The following is a 13,522-nucleotide window of genomic DNA, read 5'->3' on the forward strand; positions in this document are numbered from 1 at the left end:
CATGACTACGCGTGCTGTCACCATTCTCGACAAGTCCGATGTGCTGAACGGTCTGTTCGCGGTCTGGGACTCGATCGATGCGCTGCTCGCCGGGTTGCCCGAGGCGCAGTGGCGGGCGGCGACGCCGCTGCCGGGCTGGGACGTGCAGGGCGTGGTGTCGCACATCATCGGCACCGAGTCGTTCCTTCAGGGCGTCGCCGCGCCCGAACCCGACATCGACGTCAAGGCGCTCGACCATGTGCGCAACGACATCGGGGCGATGAACGAGTGCTGGGTTCGCCACCTCGGCAGCCAATCCAGCGGCGCTGTGCTGGAGCGCTACCGCGAGGTGACCGGGGATCGTCGCAAGGTCCTGCAGGCGATGTCGGAGGCAGACTGGAACGCCGAGACGTTCACGCCCGCGGGTCCGGAAAGTTATGGGCGGTTCATGCGGATCCGGGTCTTCGACTGCTGGATGCACGAGCAAGACATCCGCCTGGCGATTCAGCGGCCGTCGTCGGACGCCGAGCTGGAAGGTGCTGCCTCGCGGCTGTCTCTGGATGAGGTCGCGGCCACCCTGGGCTTCGTCGTCGGCAAACTCGCGAAAGCGCCGGACGGGTCCCGCATCCTTTTCGACCTGACCGGTCCGCTGGCGCGCAGCATCCGTGTCAGCGTCGACGGGCGCGCCCAGGTGGTGGAGGACTTCGGCGGGCAGGAACCGACGGCGACGGTCCGGGTGGATGCCCTGCAGTTCACCAGGCTTGCCGGCGGGCGGCCGATGTGCCCGGCGCGTCCGCAGGACGTCGAACTCGGCGGTGACGAGGACGTCGCCGGCCGGATCGTGGAGCGGCTCAACTTCGTGATCTGACCGCGGTAGATTTCCGCGCGAACGTCGAGTTGTTGGGCTGATGTGGCGCTGTGCACCCAACAAGTCGACGCTCGCCGTGGCAGGGAACATAATTCCGTTGCCGCTGGTTGATGGGGCCGTACAATGGAGTGTCCTGCCGAAAATCGGCAGGGTGTGCGAGGGGCTGAACGGTTTCGACTTCGCGCATCGAATCAAGGGAAGCGTGCCGGTGCAGGCAAGAGACCACCGTAAGCGTCGTTGCAACCATATAAGCGCCGATTCACATCAGCGCGACTACGCTCTCGCTGCCTAAGCGAAGCTAGTCTGTCGGACCGGGAACGCCCTCGCCCCGGACCCCGGCATCAGCTAGAGGGATCCACCGATGAGTCCGGTCGCGGGACTCATCGGGACACCAACAGCGACTGGGATCGTCATCCTGGCTAGTTCGCGTGACCAGGAGATCCGAGTAGAGGCATAGCGAACTGCGCACGGAGAAGCCTTGAGGGAATGCCGTAGGACCCGGGTTCGATTCCCGGCAGCTCCACTAAAGGGCCGCAGCGATGCGGCCTTTTCGTTTGACTGGGTAGGAATGCCTCGACCCGGTGCTCCGAATGGGCGATCCTTACCGCACGATGAACGAATGCGAGGAGCGCCCGTGGGCGGCAATCGACTGCTTCGGCTGATCGTCCTCGCCGGTGTCGCGGGCTTGACGGCATGTAGCAGCACCGCCACCACACCCGCGGAGCCGCCGTCGATCGCCAGCGAGCCGTTCGGTCAGGTGGATGCAACCCCGGTGACCCGCTACACGCTCACCAACGGCCACGGTATGCGTGTGCGAATCCTGACCTACGGCGGCATCATTCAGTCGATCGAGGTACCCGATCGCACCGGGCATGTCGGCAACGTGGTGCTGGGCTTTCCGACCCTGGCCGGTTACCTCAACAACACCGGATCTGCCAAGACCTATTTCGGCGCGATCGTCGGCCGCTATGGCAACCGGATCGCCAAGGGAGCTTTCTCGTTGAACGGCAACGAGTATCACGTGCCGATCAACAACAACGGCAACAGCCTGCATGGCGGCACCGCGGGCTTCGATACGAAGGTGTGGCAGGCCAGTCAGCGGAACACCAGCGACGGCGTGGGCCTGAAGCTCCAATATGTCAGTCCCGCAGGCGAAATGGGCTATCCCGGAACGCTGACGACCACCGTCACCTACACCCTGAACCAGAGGAACGAACTGCGCATCAACTACCATGCGACCACCGATGCGCCGACCGTGATCAACCTGACCAATCACAGCTACTTCAACCTGGCGGGCGAGGACACGCTCGACATCTACGGCCAGCGGGTCACCATCCATGCCGACAACTACACGCCGACCGACCCCACGCAGATCCCGACCGGCCAGATCGCCCCGGTGCAGGGCACGCCGTTCGACTTCACCGCGCCGACCCCGATCGGCGCGCGTATCAGCGCGAATGACCCGCAGCTGTTGTCGGCGCACGGTTACGACCACAACTGGGTGATCAACCGCGGCAACAACACCGGGCTGGTGGAGGCGGCCAGGGCCGAGGATCCGCAGACGGGGCGCACCCTGACGGTCTCCACCACCGAGCCCGGTGTGCAGTTCTATACGTCCAACTTCATCGACGGGGCGTTCGCGGGCACCAGCGGGCATGTCTACCGGCAGGGCGCGGGATTCACGATGGAGACCCAGCACTACCCGGATTCGCCGAATCACCCGAACTTCCCGACCACCGCGCTCAACCCGGGCCGGACGTACGAATCGACAACGGTCTTTGCGTTCGGCGCGGGATGAACGTCGGTGTGGGCGCCCATTCTTGCTGGTCAGCGCGATTTATGGAGCGTCCTAAGCTCTATCGGCATAAATCGTCATAACATGAGCGGTCGTGTCGCGCAGCCGGTATTTCGTTTGCTTGGATTACCACCAGTCAACTCCAGTGACGAACTTTCGCAGCCAGCATGAGGAGCTCTCATGACGTATCGCCGTCTTGCTTGGGCGCTCGCCGCGGTGGTGGCGGCGGCTGTCATTCCCGTCCAGGCCCACGGTCAACCGCCGACGAAGTGTCTGACCAACACTCAAACGGGCAAGCAGGTCTACGTGCCCTGTGATCTGCTCAACGCCGGCGCCAATTTTCCGCCGGGGCAGCGTTGTCCGCCACCGCTCGAGCAGTACCCGAAAGACGTGGCGGACTGGTGTGGCGTCGGGCCCGGACTTGCGACCACCACGCCCACGACTCCTGCGACTCCGACAAGCGCCACCAGCCCGACGAGTCCTACCAGCTCCGTGCGACCGACGACATCGACGAGCCCCGTGAGCACAACGAGCCCCACGACCACCACGAGTCGTGCGGCCACAACGAGTTCCACGACGCCGACGAGTTCCGCAACCCCGGCGGCGCCGGGCGATACCGAGTGACGACGTCGCGCATCCGGCTAGCAGCCATGATTCCGGTGGACCGATGCGAAAGACCTTGCGAAAAGCCGCTGCCGTAGGAGCTGTGTTCCTTGCACTCACTGCGGGTTGCTCGCGCGGTGATGCGGCGCACTCGACAGTAAGCCAAACCCAGGGTGCAACGCAGACGCCGGCGGCGGCTCAAACACCGTACTCCGCAACACTTTCCGAGCTGCCCGACGCGGGAACCGCAGCCGAATTCGCACCTGTCTCCACGCTGATCGATGATGCGATCGGCGCGGACAAGCTGCCGGGCGCGGTGGTTGTCATCGGCCACGGCGGCAAGGTCGTCTTCCGCCATGCCTATGGCTCGCGCAAGCTGGCCGGCGAACCCGGGCTAGACGGACTGCCTGCACCCGCCGAGCCCATGACCGAGGACACGATCTTCGACTTGGCGTCGTTGACCAAGAGCCTCGCCACGGCGACCGCGGTCATGCAGCTTTACGAACAAGGCAAGGTCGAGTTCGACGACCCCGTCCAGCGATACCTGCCCGACTTCGTCAGGGCGGACGGCCCACGGCGCGCAGAGGTGACCGTTCGCATGTTGCTCACCCACACGTCGGGCGAACCGGGGGATGTCAATCTGGGAGATCCGTGGGGGCTCGATGGAGCCGACAAGGCAGAGGGCATTCATCGTGCGCTCACCACGCCGCTGGAGTCGGGCCCCGGTGAGGTTTTTCGCTACTCGGATATCAATTTCATTCTGCTTGGTGCGCTGATCGAGAAGGTCACCGGTGAGGCGCTCGACGTTTACGCTCAGCGACACGTATTCGAGCCGCTGGGCATGGCAGACACGCACTTCCTTCCCCCCGCCACGGCGTGTGGTCCGCACACGACGATCGGGTCTGCGATCGCCTGGGCCCCCGCGCCGACCGGTGGCGCGCCGGACGCTTGCCCCGCGGGTACCTGGAGCACCGGCCTGTTGCCCCGTATCGCGCCGACGGCACGCGACGAAGAGGGCAGAGCCGATCCGAATAGGAATCCCGATCTCGATCGCCTGCTCCGGGGCACCGTGCAGGACACGACGGCGCGGCGCATGGGTGGAGTGGCCGGGCATGCCGGCGTGTTCTCGACGGCCCACGATGTCGGCGTCTTTGCCCAAGCCTTGCTGGACCGGCTCGCAGGCCGTCCGAGCGAATTCCCGTTGGCACAACCAACTTTGGAGTTGATGACGGCTCCGCAGCAGCCGGGACACACCCCTGGCCAACTCAAAGCAGCCAACGAAGCCACCCGAGAAGCCGTCGCGAAGAGACCGAATACCAGGGATTCGATGCTCGCGCCGCGCTATCCGGCGATCCCCGGGCAAAACCTGCGCGGCTTTGGCTGGGACATCGATACGGCCCTTTCCGCACGGGGCATGGTTTTCCCGATCGGTAGCTTCGGCCACACCGGATTCACCGGGACCTCGATCTGGATAGACCCAGGCTCGGATACGTATCTAGTTCTGCTCTCGAACTCGATCCACACGCGGGGCAGTCCACCGATATCGGATCTGCGAGGTGAAGTTGCGACGGCGACGGCCCGGGCTCTGGGTCTTTAAGGGCTCAGGGCCGCTCGAAGTGTTGGTAGTCAAGGGGAGCCGCCCATTCGCCACCCCACCGCCAGCCACGATCTGTGAACGCGTGCACCGCTGGGTCGCCGCTGTGTAAGAGACCCGGATCGGTGCGGCTGCGGTCCAGGTAGGCCGCCGCGTTCACCGGTTCGAAATACCCGCTGGCGTAGAGGCACGGGTTGAGAAGCGTGTTTATATCGATGGCCCGGCCGTAAGCGTGTGGAGACCATTCGTCGCTACCTGGGATGCGTCGGCAGTTGAACGCCGACGTGTTGTTGTCCTCCATGGATAGCTCGTCATTGGCGTCCGAATAGTGATCGACCGTGCGGATCTTCTCGACGGGATAGCGCAGCCGGTAAAGCTTTTCGAAGATCGCGATGACGTCGGGCACCAGGTCTTCGTGCACGATCAGGTCGCCGCGGAGGGTCTGGCCGTCGAAACCGATGTAGGCGACGTCGACCCGTCGCAGCTGTCCCGGCTCGACGGGACATTCCGGCCGCCAGGTCGCGCCGAGTTCGGCGGCAGTGACCGGCTCTACTGTCGCAGCGGCAGGTGCCGGTGTCGCGCTGGCCGACGACGCGGCCGGCGGCGACGGTGTGGCAGACGATGATGGTGTGTTCGGGGGCGGTGGCGGCGCGGAGGTGCACTGCACCAGCACGACGACCGCTGCGAGCATTTCCGCCAGCAGGGCGCCCCGACGCTTCATGGACGTCAACTGGGATGAGTCCTCACCGCTTGCTTCCATCATTAAGACCGTTGCGACAAGGCTAGCTTCATCAGTCGTTAGTTCGCATTGCGCGTTGCTTTGGCTCGCCGAACGTGGGGGATATGCACGAAAAGTGCTGGAATTGCGCGCATATCCCCCACGCTCGACGTTGCCTTGCGGATTGACGACTCACGACACTAGCTTCCGATCGACAGGGAAGGCCCAAATCGGCGCGTAGGACTGCGACTGCCCCAATCCCACGCTGCACGTTCGCAACTCAGAGAAGCGGCGCAGCGCCTATCTCCCGAGGCGCCGCTGCGCCGCGCCAGAGCTCACCCGGGTGAAACAACGTGGGGGTGATGACAGCCCGCCCCGTCGGGCAGCAGACTGGCGCCAGTTCAGCGACTGAGATGTCGCCAGCAGAAGTCGATCAGCAGAAGGGTTTCACCATGCACTTCGATTCCAAGAAAGCCATCGTCGTCGGCGGCAGCGCCGGTATGGGCCGACAGGTCGCGATCGACGTGGTCGCTCACGGCGGGAGCGCGGTGATCGTCGGCCGGTCGAAAGAACGTGTCTATGACACCGTGACCGAACTGACCGACGGGGGTGGCCAGGCCTGGGGGATCACCGCCGAGTTGACGGATCGAAGCGCGGTCGCCGATGTGCAGCGTGCGCTTTCCGAGCAGCACGGCGATGCGACACTGTTGGTCAACGCGGCTGGATTCTTTGTTCCCAAACCGTTTCTCGAGTACGACGCCGCGTCCTATGACTCCTACATGGAGCTCAACTATGCGCTGTTCTTCCTGACGCAAACCGTCGTCGCGGGCATGATCGCCAACGGCAAGGGCGGGGCTATCGTCAACATCGGCAGCATGTGGGCACATCAGGCGATCGGTCTGACCCCCTCGTCGGTCTACTCGATGCAAAAGGCTGGGCTGCATGCGCTGACGCACAATCTGGCGATCGAGCTTGCCGGGCATCAGATTCGGGTCAATGCGGTGGCGCCGGCCGTCGTCAAGACCCCGCTCTACGAGAGCTTCATCCCGAAGGACGAGATCGACGCCACGCTGGCCACTTTCGCGCCAATTCATCCCCTCGGACGAGTGGGCACCCCCGCCGACGTCGCCAACGCCGTGACGTATCTGCTGTCTGATGAGGCCAGCTGGGTCACCGGCGCCATTCTCAACGTCGACGGCGGCATCATGGCCGGCCGCAACTAACCCGCTGGAGGAATATCCGTGTCACACCAATACAGCAAGAGCCCTGCCGCGGTTGACGCGCTGAGCCCCGAGCAGTACCACGTCACCCAGGAGAACGGTACCGAGCTTCCGTTCACCGGTGAGCATTGCAACAACCACGAACCCGGCATCTACGTTGACATTGTGTCTGGCGAACCGCTTTTCGCCTCGGTGAACAAATTCGACAGCGGAAGCGGCTGGCCCAGTTTCACCCAGCCGATCAACGCCGACAGCCTTGTTGAGCGGCGCGACCGCAGCCACTTCATGGATCGGGTCGAGGTGCGGTCAGCCCACGCCGACAGCCATCTGGGGCATGTATTCCCGGACGGTCCCACCGAAGCCGGCGGGCTGCGCTACTGCATCAACTCAGCATCGTTGCGATTCATCCACCGCGACGACCTGGAAGCCCAGGGTTATGGGCGATATCTGGGCTTGTTCACCAAAGATGCGTCGGAGCAACACCATAGCGTCGGGGAGGAGAAATCATGACTGACCACAACAAGATTGCCGTTCTCGCCGGTGGGTGCTTTTGGGGCATGGAGGATCTGTTCCGCAGGCAGCCCGGTGTCGTGTCCACGCGTGTCGGCTACACCGGCGGCAGCAACAGACACCCCACCTACCGCAATCACCCCGGCCACGCCGAGGCGCTCGAAATCACCTACGACCCAGACGAGACCGATTACCGGGCACTGCTGGAATTCTTCTTCCAGATCCACGACCCGACCACCAAGAACCGTCAGGGCAACGATGTCGGGACCAGTTACCGGTCTGCAATTTTCTATCTGGACGACGAGCAAAAGCAGACCGCACTGCACACCATCGCCGAGATCGAGGGTTCGGGGCGCTGGCCCGGCGCAGTCGTCACCGAAGTCAACCCGGCCGGCGAGTTTTGGGAAGCCGAACCCGAGCACCAGAATTACTTGCAACACTACCCATCCGGCTACACCTGCCACTACGTCCGCCCCGAGTGGGCGTTGCCTGGCCGCGGTGACGGCGCCGGCGCGGGGGCAGCTACGGCAGAACATGCCACGCCCACTCAATAACGTGCGGTGAACGGATGACGCAGAGCCCGAATCTGGCTAGATTGTCGGCGGCCGGGGTGTCGGTCTGGCTGGATGACTTGTCTCGCGACCTGTTGCAATCCGGCAAGCTGCAGCGGCTGATCGACACGAGAAGCGTTGTCGGCGTGACCACTAACCCGTCCACCTTTGAGCGCGCGCTAACCCACGGCCGCTCCTACGATGCCCAGCTCGCTGGGCTGACGGCCCGCGGAATCGACCTCGAAACCGCGGTCCGCACCGCGATCACCGACGACGTCCGGGCGGCCTGTGATGTGCTGCGCCCGCAGTGGGAGGCCTCCGACGGCGTCGACGGCAGAGTGTCCATTGAAGTCGATCCGTCGCTGGCGCACGACACCGATGCGACGGTCGCGCAGGCCGTCGAGTTGTCCAAGATCGTCGACCGGCCCAACGTGTTGATCAAAATACCGGCCACCGCGGCGGGACTGCCTGCGATCACCGCGGCGCTGGCCAAAGGTGTCTCCGTCAACGTGACGCTGATCTTTTCCGTACAGCGACACCGAGCGGTGATGAATGCCTACCTGGCCGGCATCGAAGCCGCCCGGCACGCCGGCGCTGATCTATCTCAAATACATTCGGTAGCATCACTTTTCGTGTCCAGGGTGGACACCGAGGTCGACAAGCGACTTGAGGCGATCGGCACCGATGAGGCGCTCGCACTGCGGGGACAGGCGGGCGTCGCCAACGCGCGATTGGCCTACGCCGCCTACCGGCAGGTCTTCGAAGCCGAGCCACGCTACGCCGCGCTGCGCGCCGCGGGTGCTCGCGTGCAACGCCCATTATGGGCCTCTACCGGCGTCAAGAATACCGCGTACCCCGACACGATGTATGTCACCGAACTCGTCGCGCCCAACACGGTCAGCACCATTCCTGAGGCGACACTTGAGGCGGTGGCCGAGCGCGGTGTCACCGCCGGTGACAACGTGACGGGCAAGGCGACGCAGGCGCACGAAGTCGTTGACCGGCTGACTGCTGTCGGTATCGATCTGCCCGATGTGTTCGTTGTACTTGAACATGAAGGCGTGTCCAAGTTCGCATCCTCCTGGTCGCGGGCACTTCAACGCTAGAGATTCCGTGAGGCATCAACTTTCACCCGGCTAGGAGACCGACCCATGTCCACCTCGGCGCCCCCGTTGGGAGGGCTTCGTGCCAGTCGGCCTTTCCCGGCGCGCATCGGCCCCAAGGGCACCTTCATCTATCGTGTGATCACGACGACCGATCACAAGCTGATCGGGATCATGTACCTCGTTGCCTGCTTCAGCTTCTTTTTCATCGGCGGCCTGATGGCGCTGTTGATGCGCGCGGAATTGGCGGCACCCGGGCTACAGTTTTTGTCCAACGAGCAGTACAACCAGCTGTTCACCATGCACGGCACGGTGATGTTGCTGTTCTACGCGACTCCGATCGTGTTCGGGTTCGCCAACTTGGTGCTGCCCCTGCAAATCGGTGCCCCCGATGTCGCGTTTCCCCGGCTCAACGCATTGTCATTCTGGCTCTTTGTGTTTGGCGCACTGATCGCCCTGGCAGGCTTCCTCGCACCCGGCGGCGCCGCGGACTTCGGCTGGACCGCCTACACCCCGTTGTCCGACGCGATCCACTCGCCGGGGCCGGGGGGTGACCTGTGGATCCTGGGACTGATCGTCGGTGGATTGGGCACCATCTTGGGCGGGGTCAACATGATCACCACCGTGGTGTGCCTGCGCGCGCCGGGCATGACGATGTTTCGGATGCCGATCTTCACCTGGAACATCCTGGTGACCAGCATCATGGTGCTGGTGGCCTTTCCGCTGCTGACCTCCGCACTGTTCGGGTTGGCCGCCGACCGCCACCTCGGCGCACACGTATTTGACCCGGCCAACGGCGGAGTTCTGTTGTGGCAGCATCTGTTCTGGTTTTTCGGCCACCCTGAGGTCTACATCATCGCGCTGCCATTCTTCGGCATCATCAGCGAGGTCATCCCGGTGTTCTCCCGCAAGCCGATGTTCGGCTACACGACCATGGTGTATGCCACCATCAGCATCGGCGCACTGTCGATTGCGGTGTGGGCCCATCATCTGTACGCCACCGGCGCGGTGCTGCTGCCGTTCTTTTCGTTCATGACCTACCTCATCGCGGTCCCCACCGGAATCAAGTTCGTCAACTGGATCGGCACCATGTGGAAGGGCCAGCTGACCTTCGAAACCCCAATGCTTTTCGCGACAGGCTTTTTGGTGACATTCCTGTTGGGCGGTTTGTCGGGTGTGCTGCTGGCCAGCCCGCCGATCGACTTCCATGTCACCGACACCTACTTCGTGGTCGCCCACTTCCACTACGTGCTGTTCGGCACCATCGTGTTCGCCACCTACGCCGGGGTGTATTTCTGGTTCCCTAAGATGACCGGGCGGCTGCTCGATGAACGGCTGGGCAAGTTGCACTTCTGGCTGACGCTGATCGGCTTTCACACAACATTTTTGGTTCAGCACTGGCTTGGCAATCAGGGGATGCCGCGGCGATACGCCGACTACCTGCCCACCGACGGGTTCACCGGGCTGAACGTCGTCTCAACGATCGGGGCATTCATCCTCGGGGCTTCGATACTGCCGTTTGTGTGGAATGTGTTTCGTAGCTGGCGCTACGGCGAACCGGTAACCGTCGACGATCCGTGGGGCTATGGCAACTCCCTGGAGTGGGCAACGAGCAGCCCACCTCCGCGGCACAACTTCACCGAACTGCCCCGCATCCGCTCTGAGCGGCCCGCCTTCGAACTGCACTATCCGCACATGATCGAACGGATGCGCACAGAGGCCCACCTGCGCGCAGGAGCGAACACGCGATAACTGCCGCCGGAACATTCACGAGCGGGGCCGGGGTGGGCGCTTCGATGACGAAAACTGTTGGGTTTTTTGCGCACAAAGAGCGGCCGGCGCGTGGTCGAGGCTGTCGTCCATCACCCGGGTGAGTGACGGAGGTGGGCGACGACAGTTCACCCCTGTGGGCGCCATGCTCTCAACATCTACACGCGCCCAGCCGCGTTCTGTGGTGTAAGACAACGATCGCCCTGAACAAGGAGGACACAGTGAGCGCCGCCAGTAGAATGCTGGAGACGTATCCGCGAGATCTAGGCCAGATTGATACAGCCAAGCTGGTCGCATGTATCGACGCGTGTATTGAATGCGACCAAGCCTGCACAGCGTGTGCAGACGCTTGCCTCAGTGAAGACGACGTCAATCACCTAACCAAATGCATTCGTACTTGCCTTGACTGCTCGGATGTCTGCGCGACAACCGGCCGCGTCTTGTCCCGACACACGGGTTACGACGCCAACTTGACTGCGACGGTGCTCCAAACCTGCGCTACCGCCTGTAGGACAAGCGCAGACGAGTGCGACAGGCATGCGGCGAAGCACGAGCATTGCCGCGTATGCGCCGACGTATGCCGTCGTTGTGAACGAGCCTGCCGCGAACTTGTTGAGGCGCTCGGTTGAGACAACCGTCGAGGCGGCGCGAGACGTCGCGGCGCGAACAAGACCTCGCCGATGCGGAATGGAGACGGCGCTGATGGGGACTTCCGAATTCGATGATGTGCAGGCCCATCTGCTCGAACCAGAAGAAAGCCTGGACTCAGAACAGACCGGCATCAACTTCGACGAAGGCTACTCACCGCCGGAACGCCCGCGTGAACTGCTGGCGTGGGGTCTGACCGCGAGGGAAGCGCGTACCCATGAAAGTCTGGCCCGTCGACTGGCCCGTGAGGTGCCCGACGTGACCGATCAGTGGGATGGCGACGGAATCGGTGATAGCGCCGACAGCGACGGCGAGCGAATCGACGATCAGGTAGGCGACATGCGCGCGGGCCGGCTGGTCGCCTACGACGTCGACCCTACGGATCCAGGTGCGGATTACCTTGCCCACGACGTCGGCATCGACGGCGGCGCCGCCTCGGCTGAGGAAGCTGCCATGCATATCGTCGTCGACGAAGACATCGGCGCCGGCGAGGGATGGCGTCTCTGATGACCTGTCGTGCGGCCATTAGGTGAGGTTTGAGCTGTGGTGACCCGCATTGTGATCCTCGGCGGCGGCCCGGCCGGATACGAGGCGGCACTGGTCGCCGCCGCACGCGGTCCCGCCGTCGCCCGCGTCACTGTCGTCGATTCCGACGGGGTCGGCGGCGCCGCGGTGCTGTGTGACTGCGTGCCATCGAAGACCTTTATCGCCTCTACGGGGCTGCGCACCGAACTGCGACGGGCAACCCGCCTGGGGTTCGACATCCACATCGACGACGCCAAAGTCTGTTTGGCAGAAATACATCAGCGGATCAAGACGCTCGCTACCGAGCAATCGATGGATATCACCGCCCAGCTGCTGAGTACGGGCGTCGAGTTGATCGCGGGCCGCGGCGAGCTAGTTGATGCCGCTCCCGGTCTGGCGTATCACCACGTCAAGGTGACCGCACTCGACGGCCGCACCACGATCCGCGAGGCCGACGTGGTGTTGATCGCCACCGGCGCCAGGCCTCGGATCCTGCCGTCGGCGCATCCCGACGGCGAGCGCATCCTGACCTGGCGTCAGCTCTACGACCTGGACTCGCTGCCCGACCACCTCGTCGTGGTGGGTAGCGGGGTGACCGGCACCGAATTCGCCAACGCCTACACCGAATTGGGTGTGACCGTCACCATAGTAGCCAGCCGCGACCGGGTGTTGCCGTGCGAGGACGCCGATGCCGCGCGGGTGCTCGAGGAATCGTTTGCCCGACGCGGGGTCAAACTGATCAAAAAGGCCCGGGCACAATCCGTACGGCGCACCGACGACGGGGTTCTAGTGACAATGACCGACGGCCGCACCGTCGAGGGCAGCCATGCATTGATGACTCTTGGGTCACTGCCCAACACCGGCCGGCTAGGTCTAGAGCGCGTGGGCATTGAACCCGGGCCCGGCAATTACATTGCCGTCGACCGGGTATCGCGGACACCCGTCGCGGGCATTTACGCGGCGGGGGACTGCACTGGTCAGCTGCCGTTGGCCTCGGTTGCAGCGATGCAAGGCCGGATCGCGATGTACCACGCGCTCGGTGAAGCCGTTAACCCGCTCAGGTTGCGCACTGTCGCGGCGACGGTGTTCACACACCCCGAGCTCGCGACGGTCGGCGTCTCGCAGGATGCGATCGACGACGGCTCGGTTCAGGCGCGCATCATCATGCTGCCGTTGAAAACCAATGCGCGGGCGAAAATGTCAGGGCTGAGTCAGGGCTTCGTCAAACTATTTTGCCGGCAAGACAGCGGCGTGGTTATCGGTGGTGTAGTGGTCGCGCCGATCGCCTCGGAACTGATACTGCCGATCGCGATGGCTGTTCAAAACCGGATCACCGTTGACGATTTGGCGCAGACGCTTGCGATCTATCCGTCGCTGTCCGGCTCGATCACCGAGGCGGCCCGCCGACTCATAGCCCGCGATGAACTCAATTGATGCACGAACCGATTAGGCCGATGACGCCTCGTGGTTCCGGTGGTGGGGATGCCGCATCGCGTCGCCCGACGAGCGATTGCGATCGTCGGAATGCCGGTGATCCTCTGGTGGCTATAGCCGTGGAAGTTGCACCCCCGGATCCAATGAGCCGCTTTGATGCAGCCATCGCCATCGCGGCTTGAGCGTTATCACCCGGGTGAATTG

General features: G+C 63.6%; 13 protein-coding genes and 1 other RNA gene. 13 read left to right on the forward strand and 1 reads right to left on the reverse strand.

Annotation, left to right across the window (positions count from 1 at the left end; translation table 11 throughout):
- The first annotated feature begins 1 nt into the window (after position 1).
- The 5 genes from BN973_RS09350 to BN973_RS09365 all read left to right on the forward strand — a co-directional run bounded on the left by BN973_RS09350 (position 2) and on the right by BN973_RS09365 (position 4,842).
- Positions 2–847, forward strand: a complete 846-nt coding sequence (locus BN973_RS09350) for a maleylpyruvate isomerase family mycothiol-dependent enzyme (protein ID WP_036467599.1) — start codon at positions 2–4, stop codon at positions 845–847.
- 159 nt (positions 848–1,006) lie between these two features.
- Positions 1,007–1,373: a transfer-messenger RNA gene (ssrA, locus tag BN973_RS30405) on the forward strand.
- A 108-nt stretch (positions 1,374–1,481) separates the two neighbouring features.
- On the forward strand, positions 1,482–2,645 hold the full coding sequence (locus BN973_RS09355; protein WP_036467601.1) for an aldose epimerase family protein: 1,164 nt from the start codon (positions 1,482–1,484) through the stop codon (positions 2,643–2,645).
- A gap of 398 nt (positions 2,646–3,043) precedes the next feature.
- Positions 3,044–3,343 carry a hypothetical protein gene (locus BN973_RS09360; RefSeq protein ID WP_036467604.1) on the forward strand — a complete coding sequence of 100 codons (300 nt, stop codon included), beginning with the start codon at positions 3,044–3,046 and terminating at the stop codon, positions 3,341–3,343.
- On the forward strand, positions 3,310–4,842 hold the full coding sequence (locus BN973_RS09365) for a serine hydrolase domain-containing protein (protein WP_084163345.1): 1,533 nt from the start codon (positions 3,310–3,312) through the stop codon (positions 4,840–4,842). The genes BN973_RS09360 and BN973_RS09365 overlap by 34 nt, the downstream gene beginning before the upstream one ends.
- Before the next feature lie 4 nt (positions 4,843–4,846).
- On the opposite strand, the gene BN973_RS09370 is transcribed toward BN973_RS09365, so the two are convergent.
- On the reverse strand, positions 4,847–5,560 hold the full coding sequence (locus BN973_RS09370; RefSeq protein WP_036467607.1) for a M15 family metallopeptidase: 714 nt from the start codon (positions 5,558–5,560) through the stop codon (positions 4,847–4,849).
- 449 nt (positions 5,561–6,009) lie between these two features.
- Between BN973_RS09370 and BN973_RS09375 the strand changes: the two genes are divergently transcribed.
- The 8 genes from BN973_RS09375 to BN973_RS09405 all read left to right on the forward strand — a co-directional run bounded on the left by BN973_RS09375 (position 6,010) and on the right by BN973_RS09405 (position 13,318).
- Positions 6,010–6,780 (forward strand): SDR family NAD(P)-dependent oxidoreductase, encoded by a 771-nt coding sequence (locus BN973_RS09375; protein ID WP_036472209.1) that lies wholly within the window; start codon positions 6,010–6,012, stop codon positions 6,778–6,780.
- 18 nt (positions 6,781–6,798) lie between these two features.
- Positions 6,799–7,287, forward strand: coding sequence for a peptide-methionine (R)-S-oxide reductase MsrB (gene msrB, locus BN973_RS09380; RefSeq protein ID WP_036467610.1), 489 nt, complete (start codon positions 6,799–6,801; stop codon positions 7,285–7,287).
- On the forward strand, positions 7,284–7,841 hold the full coding sequence (msrA, locus tag BN973_RS09385; protein WP_051641185.1) for a peptide-methionine (S)-S-oxide reductase MsrA: 558 nt from the start codon (positions 7,284–7,286) through the stop codon (positions 7,839–7,841). The genes msrB and msrA overlap by 4 nt, the downstream gene beginning before the upstream one ends.
- A gap of 14 nt (positions 7,842–7,855) precedes the next feature.
- The gene (gene tal / locus BN973_RS09390) at positions 7,856–8,944 is read left to right on the forward strand and encodes a transaldolase (protein WP_036467613.1); all 1,089 of its coding nucleotides are present in this window, start codon (positions 7,856–7,858) and stop codon (positions 8,942–8,944) included.
- Between the two features lie 45 nt (positions 8,945–8,989).
- Entirely contained in the window at positions 8,990–10,693 is a 1,704-nt protein-coding gene (ctaD, locus tag BN973_RS09395) for an aa3-type cytochrome oxidase subunit I (RefSeq protein WP_036467615.1), read from the forward strand.
- Positions 10,694–10,950: 257 nt separating this feature from the next.
- Positions 10,951–11,340, forward strand: a complete 390-nt coding sequence (locus tag BN973_RS30410) for a four-helix bundle copper-binding protein (protein WP_407067602.1) — start codon at positions 10,951–10,953, stop codon at positions 11,338–11,340.
- Between the two features lie 58 nt (positions 11,341–11,398).
- On the forward strand, positions 11,399–11,866 hold the full coding sequence (locus tag BN973_RS09400; RefSeq protein WP_036467618.1) for a DUF5709 domain-containing protein: 468 nt from the start codon (positions 11,399–11,401) through the stop codon (positions 11,864–11,866).
- A gap of 36 nt (positions 11,867–11,902) precedes the next feature.
- Positions 11,903–13,318 carry an NAD(P)H-quinone dehydrogenase gene (locus tag BN973_RS09405; RefSeq protein ID WP_036467620.1) on the forward strand — a complete coding sequence of 472 codons (1,416 nt, stop codon included), beginning with the start codon at positions 11,903–11,905 and terminating at the stop codon, positions 13,316–13,318.
- The last annotated feature ends 204 nt before the right edge of the window (positions 13,319–13,522 follow it).

The organism is Mycobacterium triplex (assembly GCF_000689255.1).
Lineage (GTDB): Bacteria > Actinomycetota > Actinomycetes > Mycobacteriales > Mycobacteriaceae > Mycobacterium > Mycobacterium triplex.

What these genes read in the sequence shown, in the direction of transcription:
- BN973_RS09365 (WP_084163345.1), top strand. Translation starts at nt 3,310, where the DNA reads ATGCGAAAGACCTTGCGAAAAGCCGCTGCCGTAGGAGCTGTGTTCCTT.
- tal (WP_036467613.1), top strand. Translation starts at nt 7,856, where the DNA reads ATGACGCAGAGCCCGAATCTGGCTAGATTGTCGGCGGCCGGGGTGTCG.
- BN973_RS09370 (WP_036467607.1), bottom strand. Translation starts at nt 5,560, where the DNA reads ATGAAGCGTCGGGGCGCCCTGCTGGCGGAAATGCTCGCAGCGGTCGTC.
- ctaD (WP_036467615.1), top strand. Translation starts at nt 8,990, where the DNA reads ATGTCCACCTCGGCGCCCCCGTTGGGAGGGCTTCGTGCCAGTCGGCCT.
- msrA (WP_051641185.1), top strand. Translation starts at nt 7,284, where the DNA reads ATGACTGACCACAACAAGATTGCCGTTCTCGCCGGTGGGTGCTTTTGG.
- BN973_RS09400 (WP_036467618.1), top strand. Translation starts at nt 11,399, where the DNA reads ATGGAGACGGCGCTGATGGGGACTTCCGAATTCGATGATGTGCAGGCC.
- BN973_RS09375 (WP_036472209.1), top strand. Translation starts at nt 6,010, where the DNA reads ATGCACTTCGATTCCAAGAAAGCCATCGTCGTCGGCGGCAGCGCCGGT.
- BN973_RS30410 (WP_407067602.1), top strand. Translation starts at nt 10,951, where the DNA reads ATGCTGGAGACGTATCCGCGAGATCTAGGCCAGATTGATACAGCCAAG.
- BN973_RS09350 (WP_036467599.1), top strand. Translation starts at nt 2, where the DNA reads ATGACTACGCGTGCTGTCACCATTCTCGACAAGTCCGATGTGCTGAAC.